Source organism: Novosphingobium sp. BL-S-21, from assembly GCF_055521655.1.
Genome location: NZ_CM145495.1, coordinates 377,501 through 398,247, shown reverse-complemented (window position 1 = coordinate 398,247; position 20,747 = coordinate 377,501). Strand labels below are relative to the sequence as shown.

Sequence of the window (20,747 nt, the reverse complement as noted above, 5' to 3'; positions counted from 1 at the left end):
AAGAGGCCGTTCCCTGTCCTCTGCGAAAAACCGCCGCGCCGAAGCACGCCTTCACCCACGGTCGCGCGCCGCAAGGCGTTGCAACCGGCGCGGAAGTTCGCGCTCGATCGACTTGCGGCCATGGGGCTGCAGCTTGCGCCACTTGCGCACTTCTTCGAGGGTACGGGCGCATCCACGGCACCAACCCGACTTACCGTCGAACTGGCACACCGATATGCAGGGATCCTTGGCACTCACAGACGCATTTCCATGCGCCGCCTTTAGCGCCGCTTCCCTGTTCCTGCGAGGTATAATCCGGAAATCGCGGCAGCGGCCCCCGCGCGCAAGGGCCGAGCGAGACGAAACAGAGGCCAACTTAATTGCCAGAGGAAAGTCGCGTACTACCTATTAAAGGGCCGCTCGTTCTGGAACAATTTTTCCTTCATTTTTGAACAGGTCAGGCCATCTACACACCAGCCCGGCGCATAGGCCCACTGGCTTAAGGCGGCTTTTCTGATCCAAAGCCGCCATTCCCACCATTCGCCTTGCCTTCACCGGATATAGCCGCGCCCGGTACTGAAACCTTACTGTCACCAAAGGTAAGTCAAACCGCCACGTCGCTTGGCTAACCGACCTGTCGCTCGGTGAACGCACCGGCAGCAAGGTTTGGGGAAGACAATCAGATGACGGCAATTCCATCGGCCTCCAGGGCCGTGCGCTGCGCAATGCTCGCCGGTACCGCGCTCGCTCTGTGCTCCGCGGCGCAAGCGATGGCGCGTGACGAGGCCCCTTCGGCAAGCGCAGACGTCGACGCGGGCGAGAGCAACGGCGCGATCATCGTCACCGGCGCCAAGACCACCCGCTCCGCCACGGCGATCTCCGAAGTCGAAATCCAGAAGATCCTGCCCGGCGTCTCGCCTCTGAAGGCGATCCAGACCCTGCCCGGCGTCCTCTACATCACCGCCGATCCCTGGGGGAACAACGAGCAGAACGCGCAGATCTTCGTCCACGGATTTGCCGGCAACCAGCTCGGCTACACCATGGACGGCATCCCGCTGGGCGACCAGAGCTACGGCAACTACAACGGCCTGTCCCCGCAGCGCGCGGTCATTTCCGAGAACGTCGGCCGGGTGGTCGTGGCCACCGGCGCGGGCGACCTGGCAACACCCTCGAACAGCAACCTCGGCGGTACGGTCGAGACCTTCTCCTCCGATCCCCAGGCCGAATTCGGCATTCGCGGCGCGCAGACCGTTGGCAGCTACGGCACCTCGCGCACCTATCTGCGGGTCGACAGCGGCGACATCGGCGGCGGGAATTCGGGCTATATCTCGGGCGTCCGCCAGAGGGCGCGGGCCTGGGACTTCGACGGCATCCAGAAGGGCTGGCAGGCCAATGCGAAGTTCGTGCACGACAGCGATGCCGGCAAGCTGACGCTCTATTTCGACTACAACGACATGACGCAGCCGAACGAGGATGCGACCGTGTTCTTCAAGCCTTCGGCAGGCGGCACGGCCACCCCGGTCCAGCTCTATACCCCTTATACCAAGCCCTTCTTCTATCCCGATTTCGACGGTTATCGGACAAGCTACCTGACCCCGCTCGGAAACTCTCCGGCGTCCGAGGGCAGCAATTACCGCAATTACTATTCGGACGCCCAGCGCACCGACTATCTCGGCTATGTGCGCTACGATGCCCGCCTTTCGGACAAGATCACCTGGTCGACCACGGGTTACTATCACCACAACGACGGCGCCGGCGTGGTGGCCGGCCCGCTCGGCCAGTCGATCACCACGGCGCAGGCCTATCTCGATCCGAACTATGCCAGCCTGCCCACCAATTGCCGCTTCGGCGCCAATGGCAACGGCATCCGCCCCACCGCCTGCACCGCGCTGACCACCGCCCAGGCGGCCGCATCCGGCGCCGCACTGCTGGCCGCGACCGGCGGCTCCGGCATGATTACCCGCACGACCGAATACCGCATCGACCGCTTCGGCGTGATCTCTGCAGCGAGCGTCGAACTCGGCAGCCACAAGATCGAATTCGGCGGCTGGTTCGAGCACAACAGCACCACCCAGTGGCGCCGCTGGTACGCCGTGCCGGTTTCCGATCCCTCGCTGAGCACGCCCTATGTCCGCCCCCGCGATGTCATGGACCCGCTGTTCACTCAGTATCAGGGCGAGGCGCGAATCAAGCAGTTGCAGCTCCACCTCCAGGACACCTGGCAGGTGACTGACGCGCTGCTCGTCCAGGGCGGCGTCAAGACCAGCGCGCAGTGGGCCAGCGGCCGCTTCCCGGTGCAGCCGCGCCTCGGCTCGCTGGGCGGGACCACCGCCCTGCCCGAAGGCAAGATCAATACGAAGAACTGGTTCCTGCCGGCCTTCGGCGCGACTTATGACTTCAACGGGCACGAGCAAGTCTACTTCAACGTCCAGAAGAACCTGCGCCAGTATCAGGCCTATCTCGCCGGCGGCGGCGGTCCCTGGTTCACCGGCAGCCAGGCCGCGTTCGACGCCTTCGCCGACGAGGGCAAGCCCGAGACCAGCTGGACGTACGAAGCGGGCCTGCGCACCAGCCGCAGCTTCTCCAACGGCTGGGCGCTTCAGGCGCAGATCAACTACTATCACGTCGATTTCAGCAATCGCCTGCTCGCCATCCCGACCAATCCGGGCGGGATCGCCGGCAGCGGCATCACCGGCGGCACCTCCACCCTGGTGAATGTCGGCGACGTGAAGACCGACGGCGTCGACGCGGCCGTCACGCTGCGGATCGGGAACGTGTTCTCGCTCTACAATGCGATCTCGTACAACCTGTCCAAGTACCAGAACGACTACACTTCCACCGCGCAGGGCATCGGTGCGGCCACTGACACCTGCATCGGCGGCTACATCGTCACGGGCGGGATCGTGCCGACTTGCGGCAAGCAGCTGCCCGGCACGCCCAAGTGGATGAACAAGACGGTGGCGACGCTGAATGTCGGTCCGTTCGAGGTGCAGGCGATCGGGGACTTTGTCGGCCGCCGCTTCGCCACCTTCACCAACGACGCCAGCGTTTCCTCCTACTTCCTGACCTCGCTGCGCGTCGCCGGGCGGGTTCCGGACGGTGTCCTGCCGCTCAAGAAGGTGGAACTCGCGCTCAACGTCACCAACCTGACGGACAAGGAGGGCGTGTCGACGCTCTCGATCGGATCGGCCACGAACAGCTATTCGGCCTATCCCATCGCACCGCGCCAGTGGTTCCTGACCTTGTCGGCGGCCTATTGAGCCCAGGCGCCTCGTCCGGGCGGAAGCGGCGATGATACGATGTCCGCGAGAGCCTGACCGGGCTTTCGCGGACATCGCGCGCCGCGCCCCCTCGGCCGCGAACTCCCGCAGGCGAGCGGCCCGGGCCTTGCGGCGAATAGCGGCCTCGTCCGGAAATGTTGTTCGCCACCGCCGATCGGCAGGTGGTTTGCCGGCCGAGACCTGCTAGGCGTACCGGCATGACCAACAAGCTAGCCGGTATCGTCGAGGTCGATGGACTTCAATATGAATGGGAGCTGCGCAGCGAGCCGCAGTGGGACGACTTCGACGGCTGGAGAGGCATGACCGTTGCATTGCAGCGCAAGAACACGCAGCGCGGCGCCTTGCTGGAGTTCCCCCCGCCGAAACGCCTGATGAAGGGCATGCAGCGCGGACGCCTCCAGATCGGCGACGCGATCGTCTCGCGGGGCATCCGCGCCGCGCTTGAGGCCGGCTGGGAACCCACGTCTCGCGGCAAGCCCATGGTGTTCACCGTCGATGCGGACGGCAACTGAAAGGGCTGCCATGCCGGCACCCGAGAGTGCGGTGACATCCGGTGAAAGCCGCGCGAGCAGGCGCCATTTGCCTCGCGCGCAAGATCGCCTATGGCAAGACCAGCGAACCAACAGGCAGGTAAAATGGCAGAATCTTCGATCGACGAGCAACGTGAACACTTTGCTTATTGCGTCCAGCTGTTCGGCGGCACCACCGCTTTCTCCCGCCGCCTCGGCATAGACGAGCGCGCGATCCGGCGGTTTGTGAACGGGGAGCGCCCGCTTGGCGCGGGTCTTCTGGAAGACACCGCAAAGGCCCTGCGCCAGCTCATCGCCGAAGCGACCGCGGCCGAACAGGAGATCGCGGCAAGCCTGGGTTCGGGGCCGAACACCGCTTCCTGAGGCGACGGGCCGCTCCAGGCGGAGCACAGACCTCCGGCCCCATCGGGAGGCCGAAGGTCTTTCGCGCCAGCCGGTCAGGTCCCCATCAAGTTCACCAGATATTCGGCCAGCCGCAGCCCTGCCTGCTTGAGCCGATAGGAGACGAGGTAATAGTTCTTCGTCTCGTAGTCGGCAGGCATCGTCCTGGCCGCTGCCGGGCACGCGATCCCCGTGCGGCCGCCGCATGCCAGGACCTTGTAGGCGTCGTTGGCACTGGGCGTCACGGGATCGAGGAAGATGTACTTCTTCGCCAGGTTCCGGCTTTCCACGGCCCAGTCGCGCGGCGTCAGGCCGGTGGGCGGCGCCAGCGTGGCATCGTCCCACAATTGCCGGCCCAGTTGCACCGCGGTCAGGCCATGCCGCTTGATGATCGCGTAGTCCCAAACCGCATGAACGTCGCTGGCCAGAGCCGCGCCATTGGCATCCACGTTGAGTATTCCTCCGGGGATCAGCACTTTGTCCTGCGCGCCGCCGGGCTCCGACCCATGGAGCGGCTGATGCAGGTCTCCCACCAGGTGCAGGATGAACTTCAGCGCCTCCAGCCGCTGCTGCCGGGGGTTGTTCGCATCCTTCAGAACGGCGGCGTAATGGGCGATGGCCTTGTCGGCGCAGCTGACCTCGGGCTGGTCGGCGATGCAGGCCGGGTCCGAGGCCGAGGGCACGGCGCCCAGCACGGGAATGCGCACGGTATGGATAAGCTCGGGGTGCGCGGTACGGACATCGTCCGCCCAGCCCGCGACCGCCTCATCGTAGAATTCGGCGCCGTCCAGAATCTCGGCCAGCTTGTTCCAGACCTCGCGGTTGTCGGTCTTGAGCTTGGCTTCCGCGACGAAGCCGATCGCGGCGTGGCCGGTCCTTGTCCAGGCATGGGCAGCGCTCGTGGTCGCCACAAGCGAAACAGACGCCATGCCCAGCGCCGCTTGCAGCCATATTCTGAATTTCGCCATTGGTCCTCCGGTGTCCCGACCGAACGGTGTCAGCATCGGCCTTTCGCTGCAGGGATCGGGGCTGCGAGCGCCTGGGCCGCCTGCTAGATGCGGCGCGCCCATCTATCCGCCATGCCGGAGAGAACTTTCATCCTTGGGCGCCGCTGTATCCAAATTGTCATGCAGCCCGGATAGTCGCGGCGTCGATGTCCTTTTCCCGTGAACGCGCCGTCTGGCTGGGACGCAATGTCTTCCCGCATGAAGCTGCCCTGCGGCAGTGGCTGTCCGCGCGCACGGCGTCCGCGGGGCTGGAAGTGGACGATGTCGTCCAGGAAACCTACGCGATCCTCGCCTCGATCGAGCGGGTGGACCACATTCGCAATGCGCGAACCTATATGTTCGAAGTGGCCAAGTCCGTCGTGCTGCAATCGCTGCGCCGCGCCAGGATCGTGACCATCGACGTGCAAGCCAACGCACAGTTCCTGGAGATCCCGGAAGACGCCCCGACGCCTGAAAGGGTCGCTGCGGACCGCCAGGAACTGTCGCAAGTCTCCGCGGCCATCGCCGCCCTGCCCGACCGCTGCCGCGAAGTCTTCACGATGCGCAAGATCCAGGGCCTGAGCCAGCGCCAGGTGGCCGAAGCGCTCGGCATCGCCGAGAGCACGGTCGAGAAACACATGGTGAAGGCGCTCGCGATCCTGACAAATGCAATCGGGCGTGGCGGAAATGTCCGCAATGCGTCATCTAGCGTGCGTGAACAGCGAGACGACAGCGAGACCAGTGACAGATCCCGACCGCGTGAACGCGCTTGACGAGCGCGCGGCGCAATGGGCGCTGCGCGTCGATGCCGCCACGCTGAATCCGCAGGACCAGGCCGAACTCGACGCCTGGCTGGCCGCCGACCCGCGCCACGCCGGCGCCTTCGCACGGGCGATGGCGGCAAACGCCTATTTCGAGCGCGCCGTGGCGCTCGGCGTCGACCGCGACATTCCCGAGGTGGCCACCGGCATTCCCGAGGTCTCGGCCGAAGCCCCGCGCGTTTCCGAGCGGCGCGTGATGAGCCGCAGGCTATGGCTGGGCGGCGCGGCCGGTGCCATGGCGGCATCGCTCCTGGTGGCCCTGGGCCTGGACCGGCTGGCCGGAAGCACCAGCCTAACGGCAGACAAGGGCACCGTGCGCCGCACCGCGCTCGAGGATGGATCCGCCGTCACGCTCAATGCCGGAACCGAAGTTTCGGTGGCGATGAAGCCGCTGGAACGCCGGATCAGCATGCTGGCCGGGGAAGCGAATTTCGACGTGGCCAAGGACACTTCCCGCCCCTTCATCGTCGAAGCGGGGCCGGTGCGGATCCGGGTGGTCGGGACGAGCTTCCTGGTCCACCTTTCGGAGCTTGGCGAAGTGGCGGTCATCGTGCGCGAAGGCCGCGTGGAAGTGCAGGCGAAGGGCATGCCACCGGCCTTGCTGGCTGCGGGCGACCGCATGACCGTACCTGCGCAAGGCGCGATCACGCGGGAGCAGCTTTCGGTGGGCGAAGTCGACCGCCTGGGCCTGTGGCAACGCGGCGAGATGGACCTTACCGGGCTGACGCTGGGCGACGCGGCGCGCCAATATGCCCTCTATTCGGACCGCCGGATCGTCATCGACGATCCCCAGGTGGCCGGCCTGAAAATGGCGGGCGTCTTTTCCACGAGCGATCCCAAGGGCTTCGCGCAGGCCGCCGCCCTCGCCCACGGCCTGCGGCTGACCGAGCGCGACGATGCCGTCGTGCTGTCGCGAAAATAAAATCGCCTGGGGATGGAGGATCGTCGGCGGCCTCGCATCTAGCCCTCGAAAGCGGCAGACGCGCCGCTGGTGGGGATCGTTACTCATGCATTCGAGACTTCTTTCCGGCTGCGGCATGGCTGTCGTCGCCTGTGCCATTGCCACGCCTGCGCTTGCCCAGCAGCGCCAGTTCGACATTCCCGCCCAGCCGCTGGCGAGCGCGATAGCCTCGCTGGGCAGGCAGGCGCAGATCCAGATCGTGGCGCCGGGCGAGGGCCTGGAAGCATTGCGCAGCCGCGCCGTGAAAGGCCCCATGGATGCCCGCGCCGCGCTGCGCCTGCTGATCGCGGGCACCGGCCTGGAAGTGGCCGCCGACGACGGTGCGCGGATCGTCCTGCGCCGCGTGAAGCTGAGCGAGGCGCGCGCGCCGGTTCCCAGCGATGCCGCCGCCGCGGATGACATCGTGGTCACCGGCTTTCGCGCCAGCCTGAGCACCGCCCGCGACATCAAGCGCAAGTCCGACGCGATCGTCGATGCCATCGCCGCCGAAGATATCGGCCAGTTGCCCGACAACAGCGCCACCGAAGCGCTCGCCCGCCTGCCCGGCGTGCAGGTGTTCCGCAACCGCGGCGAAGGCCAGGCCATCACCATTCGCGGGATCTCCAGCGTGGTGACGACCATCAACGGCCAGGAAGCCTATACGGGCGTATCGCGGCGCACTCTGCTCAACAGCTATCCGGCCGGACTGATCCGCTCGATGGAAGTCTACAAGGCCCTGACGCCCGACCTGATCGAAGGCGGCATCGGCGGCGCGGTGGACGTCCAGCTGCGCCAGCCCCTGGACTTCAGGAAGGGCATCAGCGTCGCGGCCACCCTGCGCGGCAGCTACGACGATCAGGCCGACAAGCTGATGTACAACGGCGACGTGCTCGTCGCGGGGAACTGGGATACCGGGGCGGGCGAAATCGGCGTGCTCGTCAACGCCAGCTATACGCGGCGGGACTACTACGAATCGTATCGCGAAAGCCTGGGCCCGCAGACTACCCCCGCCGGCTACAGCCTGCCGACCGGCATCCTCGCCAAGAACCCCAAGGGCCACTACGAGCGCCCGGTCCTGACCGGCGAGATCCAGTGGCGCCCTGCCTACAACTTCGGCATGCACTTGCGCGCCACCAATGTCACGGACGACAACACTTACACCGATACCGATTTCCAGACGAACATCGCGGCGAACACCGCTCTCGGCAATGTCGAGCTGGTAGAGGACACCCAGATCGTCAAGAGCGCCCGCTTCACCGCAACGGCCAACTCGGGTGCCCGCTCCAACCACACGCGCCAGTTGCTGGACACGACCCAGATCGAATTCGGCGCCGACTTCAAGTCGGGCATCGCCGCGCTGACCACCAGCGCGGTCTATACCACATCGCGGATCGAGACGGACCAGCAGCTGTTCCTGCTCGGGTTCAACCAGGCGCCGGTCATCGACGCGACCTTCCAGAGCGACGGCAAATGGGGCGGGCTGTCCTATGCTTACCCGACTGCCGAACTGGGTGATATCGACCAGTTCCATGTCCGCGCCTATTCGGACACGCGCCAGCGGGAAAAGGGCAAGGGCCTGCAATGGCGCACGGACCTGGAACTCGATACCGGCACCGGCTTCTTTCGCGCCTTCAAGACGGGCTTTCGCTATGCCCGCCGCACCGCCGAATATCGTTCGGGCACCGGGCTGGTGGACCTGAACGCGCTCAAGCTGCCGATGTCCGCCTTTCCGGGCGGAGAGACGCCCGCCGTGCTGTCGCGCCGCCCGGGCGGGGACGATGCGGCCATCCCCCCGGGCTGGGTCGGCTATGACGCCACTTATCTCAACAGCGAAGCGAACGTGATCGCGCTCAACGATTACGTGAGCACGCTCAAGCCCGGCTACTTCACCGACGACGGCCGCCCGGCTTACGATCCGCTTGCCGCCTTCGACGGCAAGGAACAGAGCTTCGCGGCCTATGGGCAGTTCAAGTACGGCTTCGAACTGGCGGGCATGCCGGTCGACGGCGTGGCGGGCCTGCGCGTGGTGAACACCTGGCTCTCCATCGACGGCACCCAGAGCATTCGCGAAAACACCCCGACGACCGGCGGCACCATTACCCGATACGCGCCGATCCACGGCCGGCAGAACTACGTGGACGTGGACCCCGCGATCACGGCGATCGTGCATTTCACGCCCGAACTGCAGCTTCGAGGCGCCTGGACGCGCACATTCAGCCGGCCAGACTTCGCCAACCTCAATCCCACCGTGGCACTCGTGCAGGTCCAGAGCGCGTCGGGCGACTACACCGGCATCGCCACTTCGGGGAATCCGGACCTGAAACCGGTGCGCTCGACCAATTGGGACTTGTCGCTGGAATATTACTTCGGCCGCACGGGCTCCATCTCGCTTGCCGGATTCTACCGGGACGTGACGGGCTACATCGTCAAGACGACGGTGGAAGACGATGCGATCCCCGGCGCCTTGGGAACCGTCGACGTGACCAAGTACGTCAATGCGGGCGACGGATATATCAAGGGCGTGGAAGTGGGCGCGAACACCTTCTTCGACTTCGCACCGGGCCTGTTGCGGCACTTCGGCGCCTCGGCGAACTACACATATATCGATTCCGCCCAGAACCTCCCGGCAACGGAGGTGACCGCCGCCTTCAAGGGGCAGACGGCCGGCATCTCGAAGCACAGCTACAATGCCAGCCTGTTCTACGATGACGGCCGGTTCCGCGCGAAAGTCGCCTGGTCCTGGCGCAGCGACTTCACGCTCAGCTACAATCTGACCGATCCCTCCAGGAGCCTGAACTGGTACCCGATCTCACGCCTGGCGGCCTCGGCAACCTACAACTTCAACCGCAACCTCTCGCTGACGGTGGACGGCACCAACCTGCTCAATCGCCCGCAGCGGGCCTATTGGGGCACCAAGGCCTTCACCGACCGCGTCTATTTCGAAGGCCGCGTCTATTCCGCCGCCCTGCGATTCAAGTTCTGAAGGGACCGAACATGAAGCGCCTGATGGCCGCCGCCTGGCTCGTCCCGGCTCTTGCCGCCCCTCTCGCCGCGGCTGCCGCGGCGGCCACGAGCCAGGAGCACGCCCGGCCCGCCGACGAAGGCTGGGCGGGGGCCTGGGGCTATGCCACCTCTCCTGCGACAGGCAGCGTCAAGACCGAGAACCAGGAAGGCACTTATCGCTATCGCATCCGCGCCAGCCAGACGGGGGACGCGGTGCGGCTGGAGCTGAGCAACCCGCAAGGCGCCCGAAGCCTGCACATCGCAGCGATCTCGATTGCCCGTGCAGCCGGAGCGGAAGGCTTCGCGCTCGCGGCCGCGAGCCGCAGGCCCCTGGCCTTTCCCGCGGGGGGCGGCGCGATCATAGCGGGCGGCCAGGTGACAGAGACGCTCTCCAGCGACTTCCCCGTGACGGCGGGCGAGGACCTGCTGGTGGAAATCGTGACATCCGGCCCCAGCACCGCGGTGGCCGGCAATGCGGCATTCCCGGCGGCGTTCGCTCCCGGCACCGTCGATGCGCAAGGCACCGCGCTGCAACCCGCCAAGCTGCGCCCGCTGGTCACCCAGCTGGCCGTCCATAACCCCGCCGCGGCCTGCACGATCGTCACGCTGGGCGATTCCATAACCGAAGGTGCGCGCGGCACCCGTCCGGACTGGCGGGGCTGGCCCGGCGTGCTGTCCAGAAGGTTAGTCGACAGTCGCTCGGGGCCGCGGTGCGGCGTGGTCAACATGGGGATCAGCGGCAATCGTCTGCTGCGCGAAGGCCGCGGGACCGCCGCGGTGGACCGCTTCATGCGCGACGTCGCCTCGGTGCCCGGTGTCAGCCACCTGATCGTGCTGGAAGGCGTGAACGACATCTGGCGCGCCACTCTGCCCGGCGAACCGGCGCTCGGAGCGTCCGACCTCATCGCCGGGTACAGGAGGCTGATCGCGGCTGCCCACGCGAAAGGCATCCGCATCTACGGCGGCACGATCACGCCGGGCTTCGGCTGGAAGGCTTTCACCCGCGAGATGGAAGAGACCCGCCAGAGCGCCAATGCCTGGATCCGCGGCGCGGGCGAATTCGATGCCGTGATCGACTTCGACGCAGCCTTGCGCGACACGTCCAGCCCGCCCATGGTCCAGCGGCGTTACGATTCCGGGGATCACCTCCATCCCGGCAACGGCGGCTATGAAGTCATGGGCCGCGCGATCCCGCTTTCCCTGTTCAGGAACACACCTTGACGATGATGAAGACCGGCAGGCTTGCCGTGCAGCTACGCTTCTGGATCTGCCCCCTCGGGATCGGGCTGCTCTGCCCGCCGGCCTGGGCCGATGAAGCGCCCGCTCCGGTGGACCTGGTCGATCCTTTCGTCGGGACGTCAGGCGATCACGGCCAGCTGACGCCCGCCGCGACCGGCCCGTTCGGCATGGTGCAGCTGTCTCCCGATACGGTGCCGGCGCAGCATGCCGGTTACGACTACCAGGCGGACCATCTCCTCGGCTTCTCCCATACCCGCGCCGTCGGGGTGGGCTGCGGCGGCGGCGGGGGCGATCTGCTCGTCTCGGTCGGCTACGCGGGGGACACGGCGCCCTGGGCCATGGACAAGGCGTCCGAACAGGCCGGACCGGGCTGGTACAGCGTGCGCTACGGCGGCGGCATTCGCGCCGATCTCGCCGCCGCAGGCGCGGTGGGAATCTCGCGCTTCACCATGCCGCGTTCCGGAACCATCCGCGTCGTGCTCGATCCGCGGCACAGCTATACCAAGCGCCACAGCGCGCAATGGCAGAAGCGCAAGGCCGGCGACATGCGCGGCAGCATGTCCGCCGGAACCGTGTGCGACCAGGGCGTCTATCACTTGTCCTTCGCCGGCGCGCTCAGCCGTAACGGCCAGGCGGTAAAGGTCGCCCCGATTTCACTCGGTGACGAGCGGCAGGCCTACGATTTTGCCGTCAGGGCCGGCGATCGCGTCGAAATGCGCACCGGGCTCTCGGTCGTGGACTCGCGCTCCGCACGGCGCGTGCTGGAAAGAGGCGCGGCGCATCGGTCCCTCGAACACGTCAGGCGCGAGGCGCGGACGGAGTGGGCGCGCGAACTCGCCCGGGTGCAAGTGCCGGGCAGCGGCGAGCGCGCACGCCTGTTCTACACTCACCTTTTCCGCGTCCTTCAGACCCCCGCGAGGATCGACGACGCGGATGGCCGCTACCGGCAATCGGACGGCACCCTGCACCGCACACCGCGCGGCCATCATCGCTATTCGGGCTGGGCGATCTGGGACAACTATCGCACGCAGTTGCCGCTGATCGCGCTTCTCGATCCGGTCAGGTCCGAGGACATCGCCGCGTCGCTCGCGGAACTCTACCTGGCGGGCAAGGCGCAGTGGAGCACGCAGAACGAACCGTTCATCACCGTGCGTACCGAACACGCCGGTGTCGCCCTGCTCGATTTCCGCCGCAAGGGAATCGGCGGCTTCGACGCGGCGGAGATCCTTCCGCTGATGATAAAGGAACTCGACGCGCTTCCGAACGAGGCGCCCGACCAGCAGATCGAGACGGCTTACGACATCTGGGCCGCCGCCGAACTGGCAAGCGACATCGGCAACCGCCCGCTCGCGGCCAGCCTGCACGAACGGTCGCTGCGCTACCGGACCATGTGGCAGCGCGTGTTCAAGGAAGTCGCGCCCGATTCCGACGTGGTGAAGGCGCGAGGGCTCTATCAGGGCACTTTGTGGCAATATCGCTGGGCCCCCGTGTTCGATCTCGACTGGATGATCGACCAGGAACTGGGGCGCGCCCGTTTCGGCTGCGAACTCGGCCGCTTCTTCGACCAGGGGCTGTTCAACATGACCAACCAGCCCGACATCCAGGCGCCGTTCCTGTTCTCCGCCGCGGGCCAGCCCGCCCGGACCGCGTCGCTGGTCCGCGAGATCCTCGATAGCCCCATCGACCACTGGTACACCAATGCCGGCAAACGCCCCCGGCCCTGGCACGGACGCAGCTTCGCACTCGATCCCGTCGGCTATGCCGACGGCATGGACGACGATGCCGGCGGCATGGCAGCCTGGTATGTCTGGGCATCCCTGGGGCTCTACCCCCTGACGCCCGGCAAGCCGGAGTACGTCGTCACCACCCCCGCGTTTCCGGAGGCGACCGTGCATCCTCAAGGCGGCGCTCCCTTCAGGATCGAGCAAAGGCACAGCACCGGCAAGAGCCAGACCGCGACGTGGAACGGTGCTTCGCTGCCGGCGATGAAGATCGACCACCGTGCCCTTACCGAAGGCGGCCGCCTGCAGGTGGCCTCCGATCAGGCAGGCGGCGGCGCACTTCCGCCGGTGCAACGATAGGGAGATGGCTGAGACCGGAAAGACTGCCTCGCCCGATCAGAAATAATATCCCGCCATGATCAGCAGGGAAGTCTTCCAGCGGTCGTCCCCGCCTTGCGCGCCGCCGGACACGAACTGGCCGGCGCCGACATAGGGATCGTTGCGGCCGACCAGCATTTCCGTCCAGACGCGAATGCGTCCGCTCGCCTTGTCAGTCCAGAAGGCGCCCAGATTGAAGCGCTGGGTATCGGCGAAGCCCTTCGCATCCTTGAAGACGCGGGCATAGCTGCCGTAGAGATTGATCTTGAACGGGAAGCGCCCCGTCTCGATCGGATGGCTCAGTTCGCCAAAGGCCATCGTGCTCCTGGCGGCGATATTGTACGAGGAATCGTAGTCGCCCACCGCGATCAGGTCGCTGCGGCCGGCATTGGCGGGATTGATGGCTTGCCGGGCCACCAGCAGTTTCTTGCGCAGCGCCGTGGTTTCGTCGGTCAGGCTGAGGGCATAGGCGCGCCGCGAGCCTTCCTTGCCCGTGTCGAAGTTGTGCACGTCCGAAAGCCACGCCGACCCTGTCAGCGTCAGCTTCCCGTGATCCGAGGCGGCAAGGGCATATTGCACCCTGCCTGCAACGATGTTCCGCTCTGCATTGTCCGAGGAATCGGGCAGATAGGAATCGCCGCGCACGATGTTGACGCTGTAGCGGGCACTGTCCCGGCCCTGGCCCATCACGGCCGGTCCCGTCGTGGGGAAGAGGCCGGCGGCAAACGAGAGCTTTTCGCCCGAATGGCCGTAGCTGATCCCGACATCGTAGACTTCCTCAAGCCCGTAGACGAAGCCCAGGCTGTTGTACCAGGAATTGCCCCAGTAGCGGTCGTCGAAGGGCACCGGTTGCAGGCCCAGGGTCACTTTGTCCGTCGCGGAGAGCTTCGCGCCGATGTAGGCGTAGGCGGGAAAGTTCACTTCGCCGGGATAACCGTCATAGCCGTTCTTGCGGCTGTAGATGAAACTGCCGCCGTAGAAACGATATTCGGCGGCCCCGAAGAACGTGGACGAATCGTAGTCGAGCTTCAGGATCACCGTATCGAACGACAAGTGAGTCGACGTGCGCCGGGAGCCCGACCCGTCGACATCGTTGAACCGCACGTCCACCCGCCCGCGAATGCCCACGCCGAACTTGAGAACCCCGTCCTTCGCCGGGGGCTTTGCGTCCTCTTCAGGCAAGGCCACGGGGGCGGCGGGCGCGGGCGGATCGGCCGGCAAGGCCGCGCTATCGCCATGCCCGGCCGAGGCTTCCGCGCCGGACGGTTCCGGCTGCCCGTCCGCGGGAAGTGCGGGCATGACAGCCGCCAGCGCCGCCGCCTGAACAAGCGCATGGCCCAGGATCAGCATAGCTGCGGTTCCCGGACCGGGATCATGCCTGCGAACGCTTTCGAGCCTCCAACGAAGATGACTGCGTACATCGTTCAGGTTCCTTGTCCCGAGCCGGTGAGCTTGCGCCGCTCCCGCGCCCCGGCAAGGGCGCGCGGGAACTTCTGGATGCCTGGTCGCCCGGCGGGTTGTCCTAGCGCAAGGCCTCCCGCAGCAGCACATCGGAAAATCCCGAGGGCCGACGCGGCGCTGGAATCGGCGGATCGCCAGACGTCCTACCGACGTCCTACGACCATCGGAAGTCGCCGGATAGGTCCGCCATGCACCGTGGCATCGCCGGCTGCGACACCGGCGCCGAAACCGTTCACGGGAATGGGGCCGATCCGTCCGAACCGGGCGGATCGCCGCGACCTTCCTCGGCCGGAAGGTCGTTGCGGCCGTAGCGGGCGTAGAGCGTGGGCAGCACGAAAAGCGTCAGCAGGGTTGCCGAGAGCAACCCGCCGATCACGACCGTGGCCAGCGGCTTCTGCACTTCCGCCCCCGCTCCGCTGCCCAGCGCCATCGGCACGAAGCCGAGACTGGCGACGAGCGCGGTCATGACCACGGGTCGCAGGCGCTGGAGCGCGCCGATGCGCGCGGCCGCGGCGCGCTCCGTGCCCTGGCGCATCAGGTCCTGGATCGACGAGACCATGACCAGGCCGTTAAGCACCGCGATCCCCGACAGCGCGATGAAGCCCACGGCCGCGGCTATGGAGAAATCCATACCCCGTGCAAACAGGAGCAATACTCCCCCGACCAATGCCATCGGCACCCCGGTAAACACGATCGCCGCGTCCCGGATCGAGCCAAGCGCCCCGTAGAGCAGCAGCAGGATCAGGGCGAAGCAGGCGGGGATCACCAGTTGCAGACGCTCCCTGGCGGAGGCGAGATTCTCGAACTGGCCGCCCCATTCCAGATAGCTGCCCGGGGGAAGACGGACCTCGCCGGCAATCGCCGCCCGGGCATCTTCCACCACGCTGCCGACATCGCGGCCACGCACATTGGCCTGGACCACCACGCGGCGCTTGCCGTTCTCGCGGCTGATCTGGTTCGGGCCTTCCGCGATCCCGATATCGGCAACGCTGGCAAGCGGCACGAACCGCCCGCCAGGCACCGGCACCGGCACCTGCCGCAGCAGGCCGATATCGGCGCGCTGGGCTTCGGACAGGCGGATCACCACCGGGAAACGGCGATCGCCCTCGAAGATCATGCCAGCCTCGCGGCCGCCCAGCGTGGCGGTGACGATGTCCTGCACGTCCTGCGCGGTCACGCCGAGGCGGGACATGGCATCGCGATCGACGCGAATGTCGAGCATGGGCAGGCCCGTGGTCTGCTCGACCTTGACGTCAGTGGCGCCCCGGGTCCGGCGCAGCACCCCGGCGATCTTCTCGGCCGTGGCATTCATGGCGCCGAAGTCTTCACCGAAGACCTTGACCGCGATGTCCCCGCGCACGCCTGCGATCAGTTCGTTGAAGCGCATCTGGATGGGCTGCGTGACTTCGTAGGCATTGCCGGGGAATTCGTTCAGCGCCTTTTCGAGACGAGCGACGAGTTCGTCCTTGGCAAGGCGCTTGTCCGGCCACTGATCGCGCGGTTTCAGGATCACGAACATGTCGGTGGCATTGGGCGGCATCGGATCGGATGCGAGTTCGGCCGTGCCCGTCTTCGAAAAGACGAACTGCACTTCCGGCTGCCGCGACATCATCCGCTCGATCGGTATCTGCATCGCCTGGCTCTGCTGCACCGAGGTGGCCGGAATGCGCAGCGCCTGGATCAGCAGGTTGCCCTCATCGAGCTGCGGCAGGAACACTTGTCCCAGCCCCATGAACGCGGCGATGGCCACGGCGAAGCCAGCCACGCCGACACCCACCGTCATCGTCGGCCGCTTCATCGCCTTGTCGAGGCCCGGCTCGTAGCGCGCCTTGAGCCAGGTCATGATCCGGCCTTCCTTTTCCTCCACGCGGCGGGAGAGCCAGATCGCGATCGCCGCAGGCACCGCCGTCAGCGAGAGCACGAAGGCAAAGGCCAGCGCCATGATGACCGTCAGCGCCATCGGCACGAACGTCTTGCCCTCGACACCGGTGAGCGTGAGCAGCGGAACGTAGACGAGAATGATGATCGCCTGCCCATAGACCGAGGGCCGGATCATCTCGCGCGCAGCCGTGGCGACCGTGGCCAGGCGCTCCTCTACGGTGAGCAGGCGGCGGCCATGATGCTGTGCCTCGGCAATGCGCCGCAGCGCGTTCTCGACGATGATGACGGCGCCGTCGACGATCAGGCCGAAGTCCAGCGCGCCAAGGCTCATCAGGTTCGCCGAAACGCCGGTCCTGAGCATGCCGAAGCTGGTCAGCAGCATGGAAACCGGGATCACCATGGCAGCGATCAGCGCGGCGCGGAAGTTTCCGAGCAACGCGAACAGCACGACGATGACCAGCAAGGCGCCTTCGCCCAGGTTCCGGGCGACAGTCCTGATGGTCGCATTGACGAGTTCGGTGCGGTCCAGGACCGGCTGCACGATCACGTCGGGCGGCAGCGAGGCATTGATCTCCCGAAGGCGATCGCCGACCGCCGTGGCGACCGTGCGGCTGTTCTCGCCGATCCGCATGATTGCGGTGCCGACCACGACCTCAGTACCGTTTTCGGACGCCGAACCCATGCGGACCGCCTGTCCGGTCCTGACGGCGGCAACCTGCCCGAGAGTGACAGGAACCCCCTCTCGCGTGGCAATGACGACTTTCGCAAGCTCGCTGGCGTTCTGGATCAGCGCGTCGGAACGCACGGCCAGCCCTTCGCCGTTACGGTCGACGAAGCCGCCGCCGACGCTGGTGTTGTTGCGCTCCAAAGCCGTGGCCAGATCGGTGAGCGTGATGTTCATCGCCACCAGGCGCTGGACGTCCGGCACGACCAGGAACTGCTTGGCATAGCCGCCGATGGAATCGACCCCGGCAAGCCCCCTGGTGTTCTTCAGCAAGGGCGCGACGATCCAGTCCTGCGCCGTGCGCAGATAAGTCGCCTTGTCGGTATCGTTTGTCAGGCGCTCGCCTTCCGGCGTGATGTAGCTGCCATCCGGCTGCATGCCCGGCTCGCCGGGCAAGTGCTTGTCATCCCTGCGGTGTTCGAGCCGGACGGTCCACATATAGACCTCGCCAAGGCCCGTGGCGATCGGGCCCATCTCCGGGTTGACGCCAGGGGGAAGGTCTTGCGTCACCCCGCTGAGGCGTTCGCCCACCTGCTGGCGCGCGAAGTAGATGTCGGTGCTCTCGTCGAACACCGCCGTGATCTGCGAGAAACCGTTGCGGCTGAGCGAGCGGGTGTGATCGAGGCCGGGAATGCCGGCCAGCGCGGTCTCGATCGGGAAGGATACCTGCTTTTCGACCAGTTCGGGTGAGAGGGCCGGGGCGCGGATATTGATCTGCACCTGGTTGTTGGTGATGTCCGGCACCGCGTCGATGGGAAGACGGTACAGGGCGGCCGCGCCGATGGCGGCGGCAAGGGCGGTGAGCAGCAGGACGAGCCAGCGCTTGTCGACCGCCCAATTGACGATGGAAGCGATCATCGGCTCAGTCCTCGTGCGCCGCTTCGCCCTTGCCGAGTTCGGCCTTGAGCGTGAAGCTGTTGGTGGTGGCGATCTGCTCGGTGCCCGTCAGGCCCGAACGGACGATCACGGTGCCCCCGGCATTGTCGCCCGGCGTCACCGGCACCGCCCTAAAGCCTGCTCCGGTGCGCACGAAGACCACGCTCTTGCCCTCCACCGTCTGCACGGCGGTGCTCGGAACGCGCACGGCGCCGTCCCCGCTTTCGCCGCCAAGCTGGACGGAAGCCGTCACGGGTTCGCCCACGCGCCATTCTCCGCCGCGGTTGTCCAGCGCGGCGATGACCGGCACGAGGCGCGTCTGCACGTCGAGCGCGGGGGATACGAACGTCACTTTGCCAGTGGCCCTGCGGCCGGAAGCCGTGACGGTCACCGGGCTACCCGGTTTCACCCGGCCGGCGTCGGCAGGTTGCAGGCTCAGTGCGAGCGAGACGCTCGAAAGATCGGCGATCCGGTACAATTCGGCATTGGCGTCGACCGTCTGGCCCAGGATGACGCTACGGGCGATCACCTGCCCGGAGATCGGCGCGGTAATGCCAAGGCGGTTGAGCCCGCCGCCTCCGGCACCGGCGGCGGATACCTGTCCCTGCGCCTGCCGGTAGGCGATCCGCGCTTCGGTTGCTGCGGTGCGCGCGGCAATCAGATCCTGCTCCGGCGTGACGCGCTGGCTGAACAGACGCTGCTCGCGGGCAAGATTCGCGTTTGCCAGGGCCAGACGCGCGCGGCTGGCTTCGACTTCGCCCTTGAGGACGGCCGCTTCCCGGCTCTCGATCACGGCCATGATCCCACCGCGACCGACCGACTGACCGAGATTCTGGCCCAGCGCCACGACACGGCCGCCGATCGCGGCGGAAACGACCTGCATGCCTTGCGGGTCGGCCTCGATGGTCGCGGGCAGTTCGAGAGTGCCGGAGCCTCCCACCATCGGACGGCCGATCTGGATGCCTGCCGAAGCGATCTGCGCCGGTGTCAACGTGATCTCGCCTTCCCCGGCGTGGGCGGCTTCAACCTTTTCCGGCGTGGGCGCAGCGTCCTGGGAACCCCCACCACCGCAGGCAGCGAGTGCGAGCGGCAAGGCCAAGGCGAAGGGAAATGCGGCGTAGGCGTATCTGTTGAAGGTCTTCACAATCCGTTCCCCACTTGCGGTGCGACGGCGGGCGCGGTCAGGCGCTCCATCTGCGCGCGGGCATTCTGATAGGCGGCAAGCGCGTCGATCGCAGCGACGCGGGTTTCGGCAAGCGTCCGTTCGGCATCGAGCAGATCGAGCTGACCGAACTTGCCCTCGCGGTATCCGATGCGCGCGATGCGGGCCGCTTCCTGTGCTGCGACCAGCGCCGGTCCCGATGCGGTCCGTGCCAGCGTGGCGGCATTGTCCGCCTCGGCCTGGGCATTGGTGATGGCCTGTTCGATATCGAGCGCGCTGGCCCGGCGCTGGGCTTCCGCCTGGCTGCGCTGGGCATTGGCCTGGTCGAACGCGGCCCGGCCATTGTTGAAGACCTGCAAGGGAATCGAGACGGTGAACACGGCCGCGACGTCATTGGTCGCCTCAAGGCGCCGGACCGAAGGCCCGACATCCACGTCCGGCACCCGGTTCGCACGCGCAAGGCGGAGGTTGGCATCGGCTATGGCCAGATTGGCCTCCGCCGCCGCAAGCGCCAGCGTGCCCTGTGGGTCCACCGGAACACCTGGGCCGTACCCATCGGGCGGCAAACGGTCGAGAAGGCCGACGTCGAGTTCGCCATCGATCGATCGCCCCATGCGCCGCTCCAGATTGGCGCGGGCTGCAAGGGCAAGGCGATCCTGCCGTTCGACATTCGCCTCTGCCGACAACCGCGTCACATCGGCCCGCTGCCGTTCGAGCGGAGAGGCTCGACCGGCCTGGACGCGCAGGCTGGCCGCGCGAAGGGCATCCCCGGCGATCCGCGCCTGATCGCGTGCCGTCTCCCGGCGGCGCATGGCCGAGATCGCCTCGATATAGAGCCGGGTGGCCTGAAGCCGCACGTCTGCGGCCATGATCGCGGCCTGCAGCTCCGTCCTGGAAAGTTCGGCCGAGGCGACCGCCACGCGGGCACGGCGCTTGCCGCCCCGTTCGAGCGTTTGCAGGAAGCCGACAGTCGTTTCGGAACTGCGGAGGCCGCTATAGGCGCCCGTTCCGGCGACATTCTCGACTTGCGCCTGCGCCACGGGGTTGGGGCGGAAGCCCGCTATCCGCCGGTTTGCTTCCGCCGCCCGGATACCGGCATCGGCGGCCTCGATGGCAGGGGCGCTGCCGCCCGCCGCCGCAACGGCATCCTCGAGTGTGAATAGTGGCGTCGGCACCTGGGCCTCGCGCATCGCGGCAAAGCCCTGCGCTTGTGCGGCGGCGACGCACGACGTGGCGGCCAGCAGAGCCGCTATGAACCTGTACATGAAGATATTCCCGATTGAAGAATGACAGACCGCCGGCGCGCTCAGGCGCGCCAGGGCCGTTCGGATTCAATCAGGCAATGGGAGGACGCAGATCCGGGCCGGCGATCCACCGGCCAAGG

At 66.7% G+C, this 20,747-nt stretch carries 15 protein-coding genes (1 of these 15 cut by a window edge); 8 read left to right on the top strand and 7 right to left on the bottom strand.

The window, feature by feature from the left end; translation table 11 throughout:
* Positions 1-51 precede the first annotated feature (51 nt).
* Positions 52-237 (bottom strand): DUF1289 domain-containing protein, encoded by a 186-nt coding sequence (locus ACZ1J6_RS01565; RefSeq protein ID WP_134094199.1) that lies wholly within the window; start codon positions 235-237, stop codon positions 52-54.
* A 425-nt stretch (positions 238-662) separates the two neighbouring features.
* On the opposite strand from ACZ1J6_RS01565, the gene ACZ1J6_RS01560 reads away from it, so the two are divergent.
* The 3 genes from ACZ1J6_RS01560 (at position 663) to ACZ1J6_RS01550 (ending at position 4,153) form a co-directional block, all read left to right on the top strand.
* Positions 663-3,239, top strand: a complete 2,577-nt coding sequence (locus ACZ1J6_RS01560; RefSeq protein WP_208324839.1) for a TonB-dependent receptor — start codon at positions 663-665, stop codon at positions 3,237-3,239.
* 218 nt (positions 3,240-3,457) lie between these two features.
* Positions 3,458-3,772: a hypothetical protein gene (locus ACZ1J6_RS01555; RefSeq protein WP_132267153.1), complete on the top strand. Its 315-nt coding sequence runs from the start codon at positions 3,458-3,460 to the stop codon at positions 3,770-3,772.
* 90 nt (positions 3,773-3,862) lie between these two features.
* Positions 3,863-4,153 (top strand): hypothetical protein, encoded by a 291-nt coding sequence (locus ACZ1J6_RS01550; RefSeq protein WP_243840996.1) that lies wholly within the window; start codon positions 3,863-3,865, stop codon positions 4,151-4,153.
* 74 nt (positions 4,154-4,227) lie between these two features.
* Here ACZ1J6_RS01550 and ACZ1J6_RS01545 read toward each other — a convergent pair whose 3' ends face one another.
* Entirely contained in the window at positions 4,228-5,100 is an 873-nt protein-coding gene (locus tag ACZ1J6_RS01545) for a S1/P1 nuclease (protein WP_166675238.1), read from the bottom strand.
* A 224-nt stretch (positions 5,101-5,324) separates the two neighbouring features.
* On the opposite strand from ACZ1J6_RS01545, the gene ACZ1J6_RS01540 reads away from it, so the two are divergent.
* From ACZ1J6_RS01540 to ACZ1J6_RS01520, 5 genes are all read left to right on the top strand, one after another.
* Positions 5,325-5,930 carry an RNA polymerase sigma factor gene (locus ACZ1J6_RS01540; RefSeq protein ID WP_132267159.1) on the top strand — a complete coding sequence of 202 codons (606 nt, stop codon included), beginning with the start codon at positions 5,325-5,327 and terminating at the stop codon, positions 5,928-5,930.
* Positions 5,899-6,900, top strand: a complete 1,002-nt coding sequence (locus tag ACZ1J6_RS01535) for a FecR family protein (protein WP_166675237.1) — start codon at positions 5,899-5,901, stop codon at positions 6,898-6,900. The genes ACZ1J6_RS01540 and ACZ1J6_RS01535 overlap by 32 nt, the downstream gene beginning before the upstream one ends.
* Before the next feature lie 85 nt (positions 6,901-6,985).
* Positions 6,986-9,901: a TonB-dependent receptor gene (locus ACZ1J6_RS01530; RefSeq protein ID WP_166675236.1), complete on the top strand. Its 2,916-nt coding sequence runs from the start codon at positions 6,986-6,988 to the stop codon at positions 9,899-9,901.
* Between the two features lie 11 nt (positions 9,902-9,912).
* On the top strand, positions 9,913-11,142 hold the full coding sequence (locus tag ACZ1J6_RS01525) for an SGNH/GDSL hydrolase family protein (RefSeq protein WP_134094195.1): 1,230 nt from the start codon (positions 9,913-9,915) through the stop codon (positions 11,140-11,142).
* Between the two features lie 2 nt (positions 11,143-11,144).
* Positions 11,145-13,241: a glycoside hydrolase domain-containing protein gene (locus ACZ1J6_RS01520; RefSeq protein ID WP_243841041.1), complete on the top strand. Its 2,097-nt coding sequence runs from the start codon at positions 11,145-11,147 to the stop codon at positions 13,239-13,241.
* Positions 13,242-13,277: 36 nt separating this feature from the next.
* Here ACZ1J6_RS01520 and ACZ1J6_RS01515 read toward each other — a convergent pair whose 3' ends face one another.
* The 5 genes from ACZ1J6_RS01515 to ACZ1J6_RS01495 form a co-directional block, all read right to left on the bottom strand.
* Positions 13,278-14,609 carry a hypothetical protein gene (locus ACZ1J6_RS01515; protein WP_243840995.1) on the bottom strand — a complete coding sequence of 444 codons (1,332 nt, stop codon included), beginning with the start codon at positions 14,607-14,609 and terminating at the stop codon, positions 13,278-13,280.
* 343 nt (positions 14,610-14,952) lie between these two features.
* Positions 14,953-18,183 carry an efflux RND transporter permease subunit gene (locus ACZ1J6_RS01510; RefSeq protein ID WP_134094194.1) on the bottom strand — a complete coding sequence of 1,077 codons (3,231 nt, stop codon included), beginning with the start codon at positions 18,181-18,183 and terminating at the stop codon, positions 14,953-14,955.
* 4 nt (positions 18,184-18,187) lie between these two features.
* Positions 18,188-19,345 carry an efflux RND transporter periplasmic adaptor subunit gene (locus ACZ1J6_RS01505; protein WP_134094193.1) on the bottom strand — a complete coding sequence of 386 codons (1,158 nt, stop codon included), beginning with the start codon at positions 19,343-19,345 and terminating at the stop codon, positions 18,188-18,190.
* Positions 19,342-20,628: a TolC family protein gene (locus ACZ1J6_RS01500; RefSeq protein WP_134094192.1), complete on the bottom strand. Its 1,287-nt coding sequence runs from the start codon at positions 20,626-20,628 to the stop codon at positions 19,342-19,344. Before ACZ1J6_RS01500 ends, ACZ1J6_RS01505 begins: the two co-directional genes overlap by 4 nt.
* 70 nt (positions 20,629-20,698) lie before the next feature.
* Positions 20,699-20,747, bottom strand: the final stretch of a protein-coding gene (locus tag ACZ1J6_RS01495; protein ID WP_134094191.1) for a hypothetical protein. Its footprint extends 281 nt past the window's final position; the window shows 49 of its 330 coding nt (coding positions 282-330); its start codon lies beyond the right edge, outside the window — the gene reads right to left on this strand; the stop codon is at positions 20,699-20,701.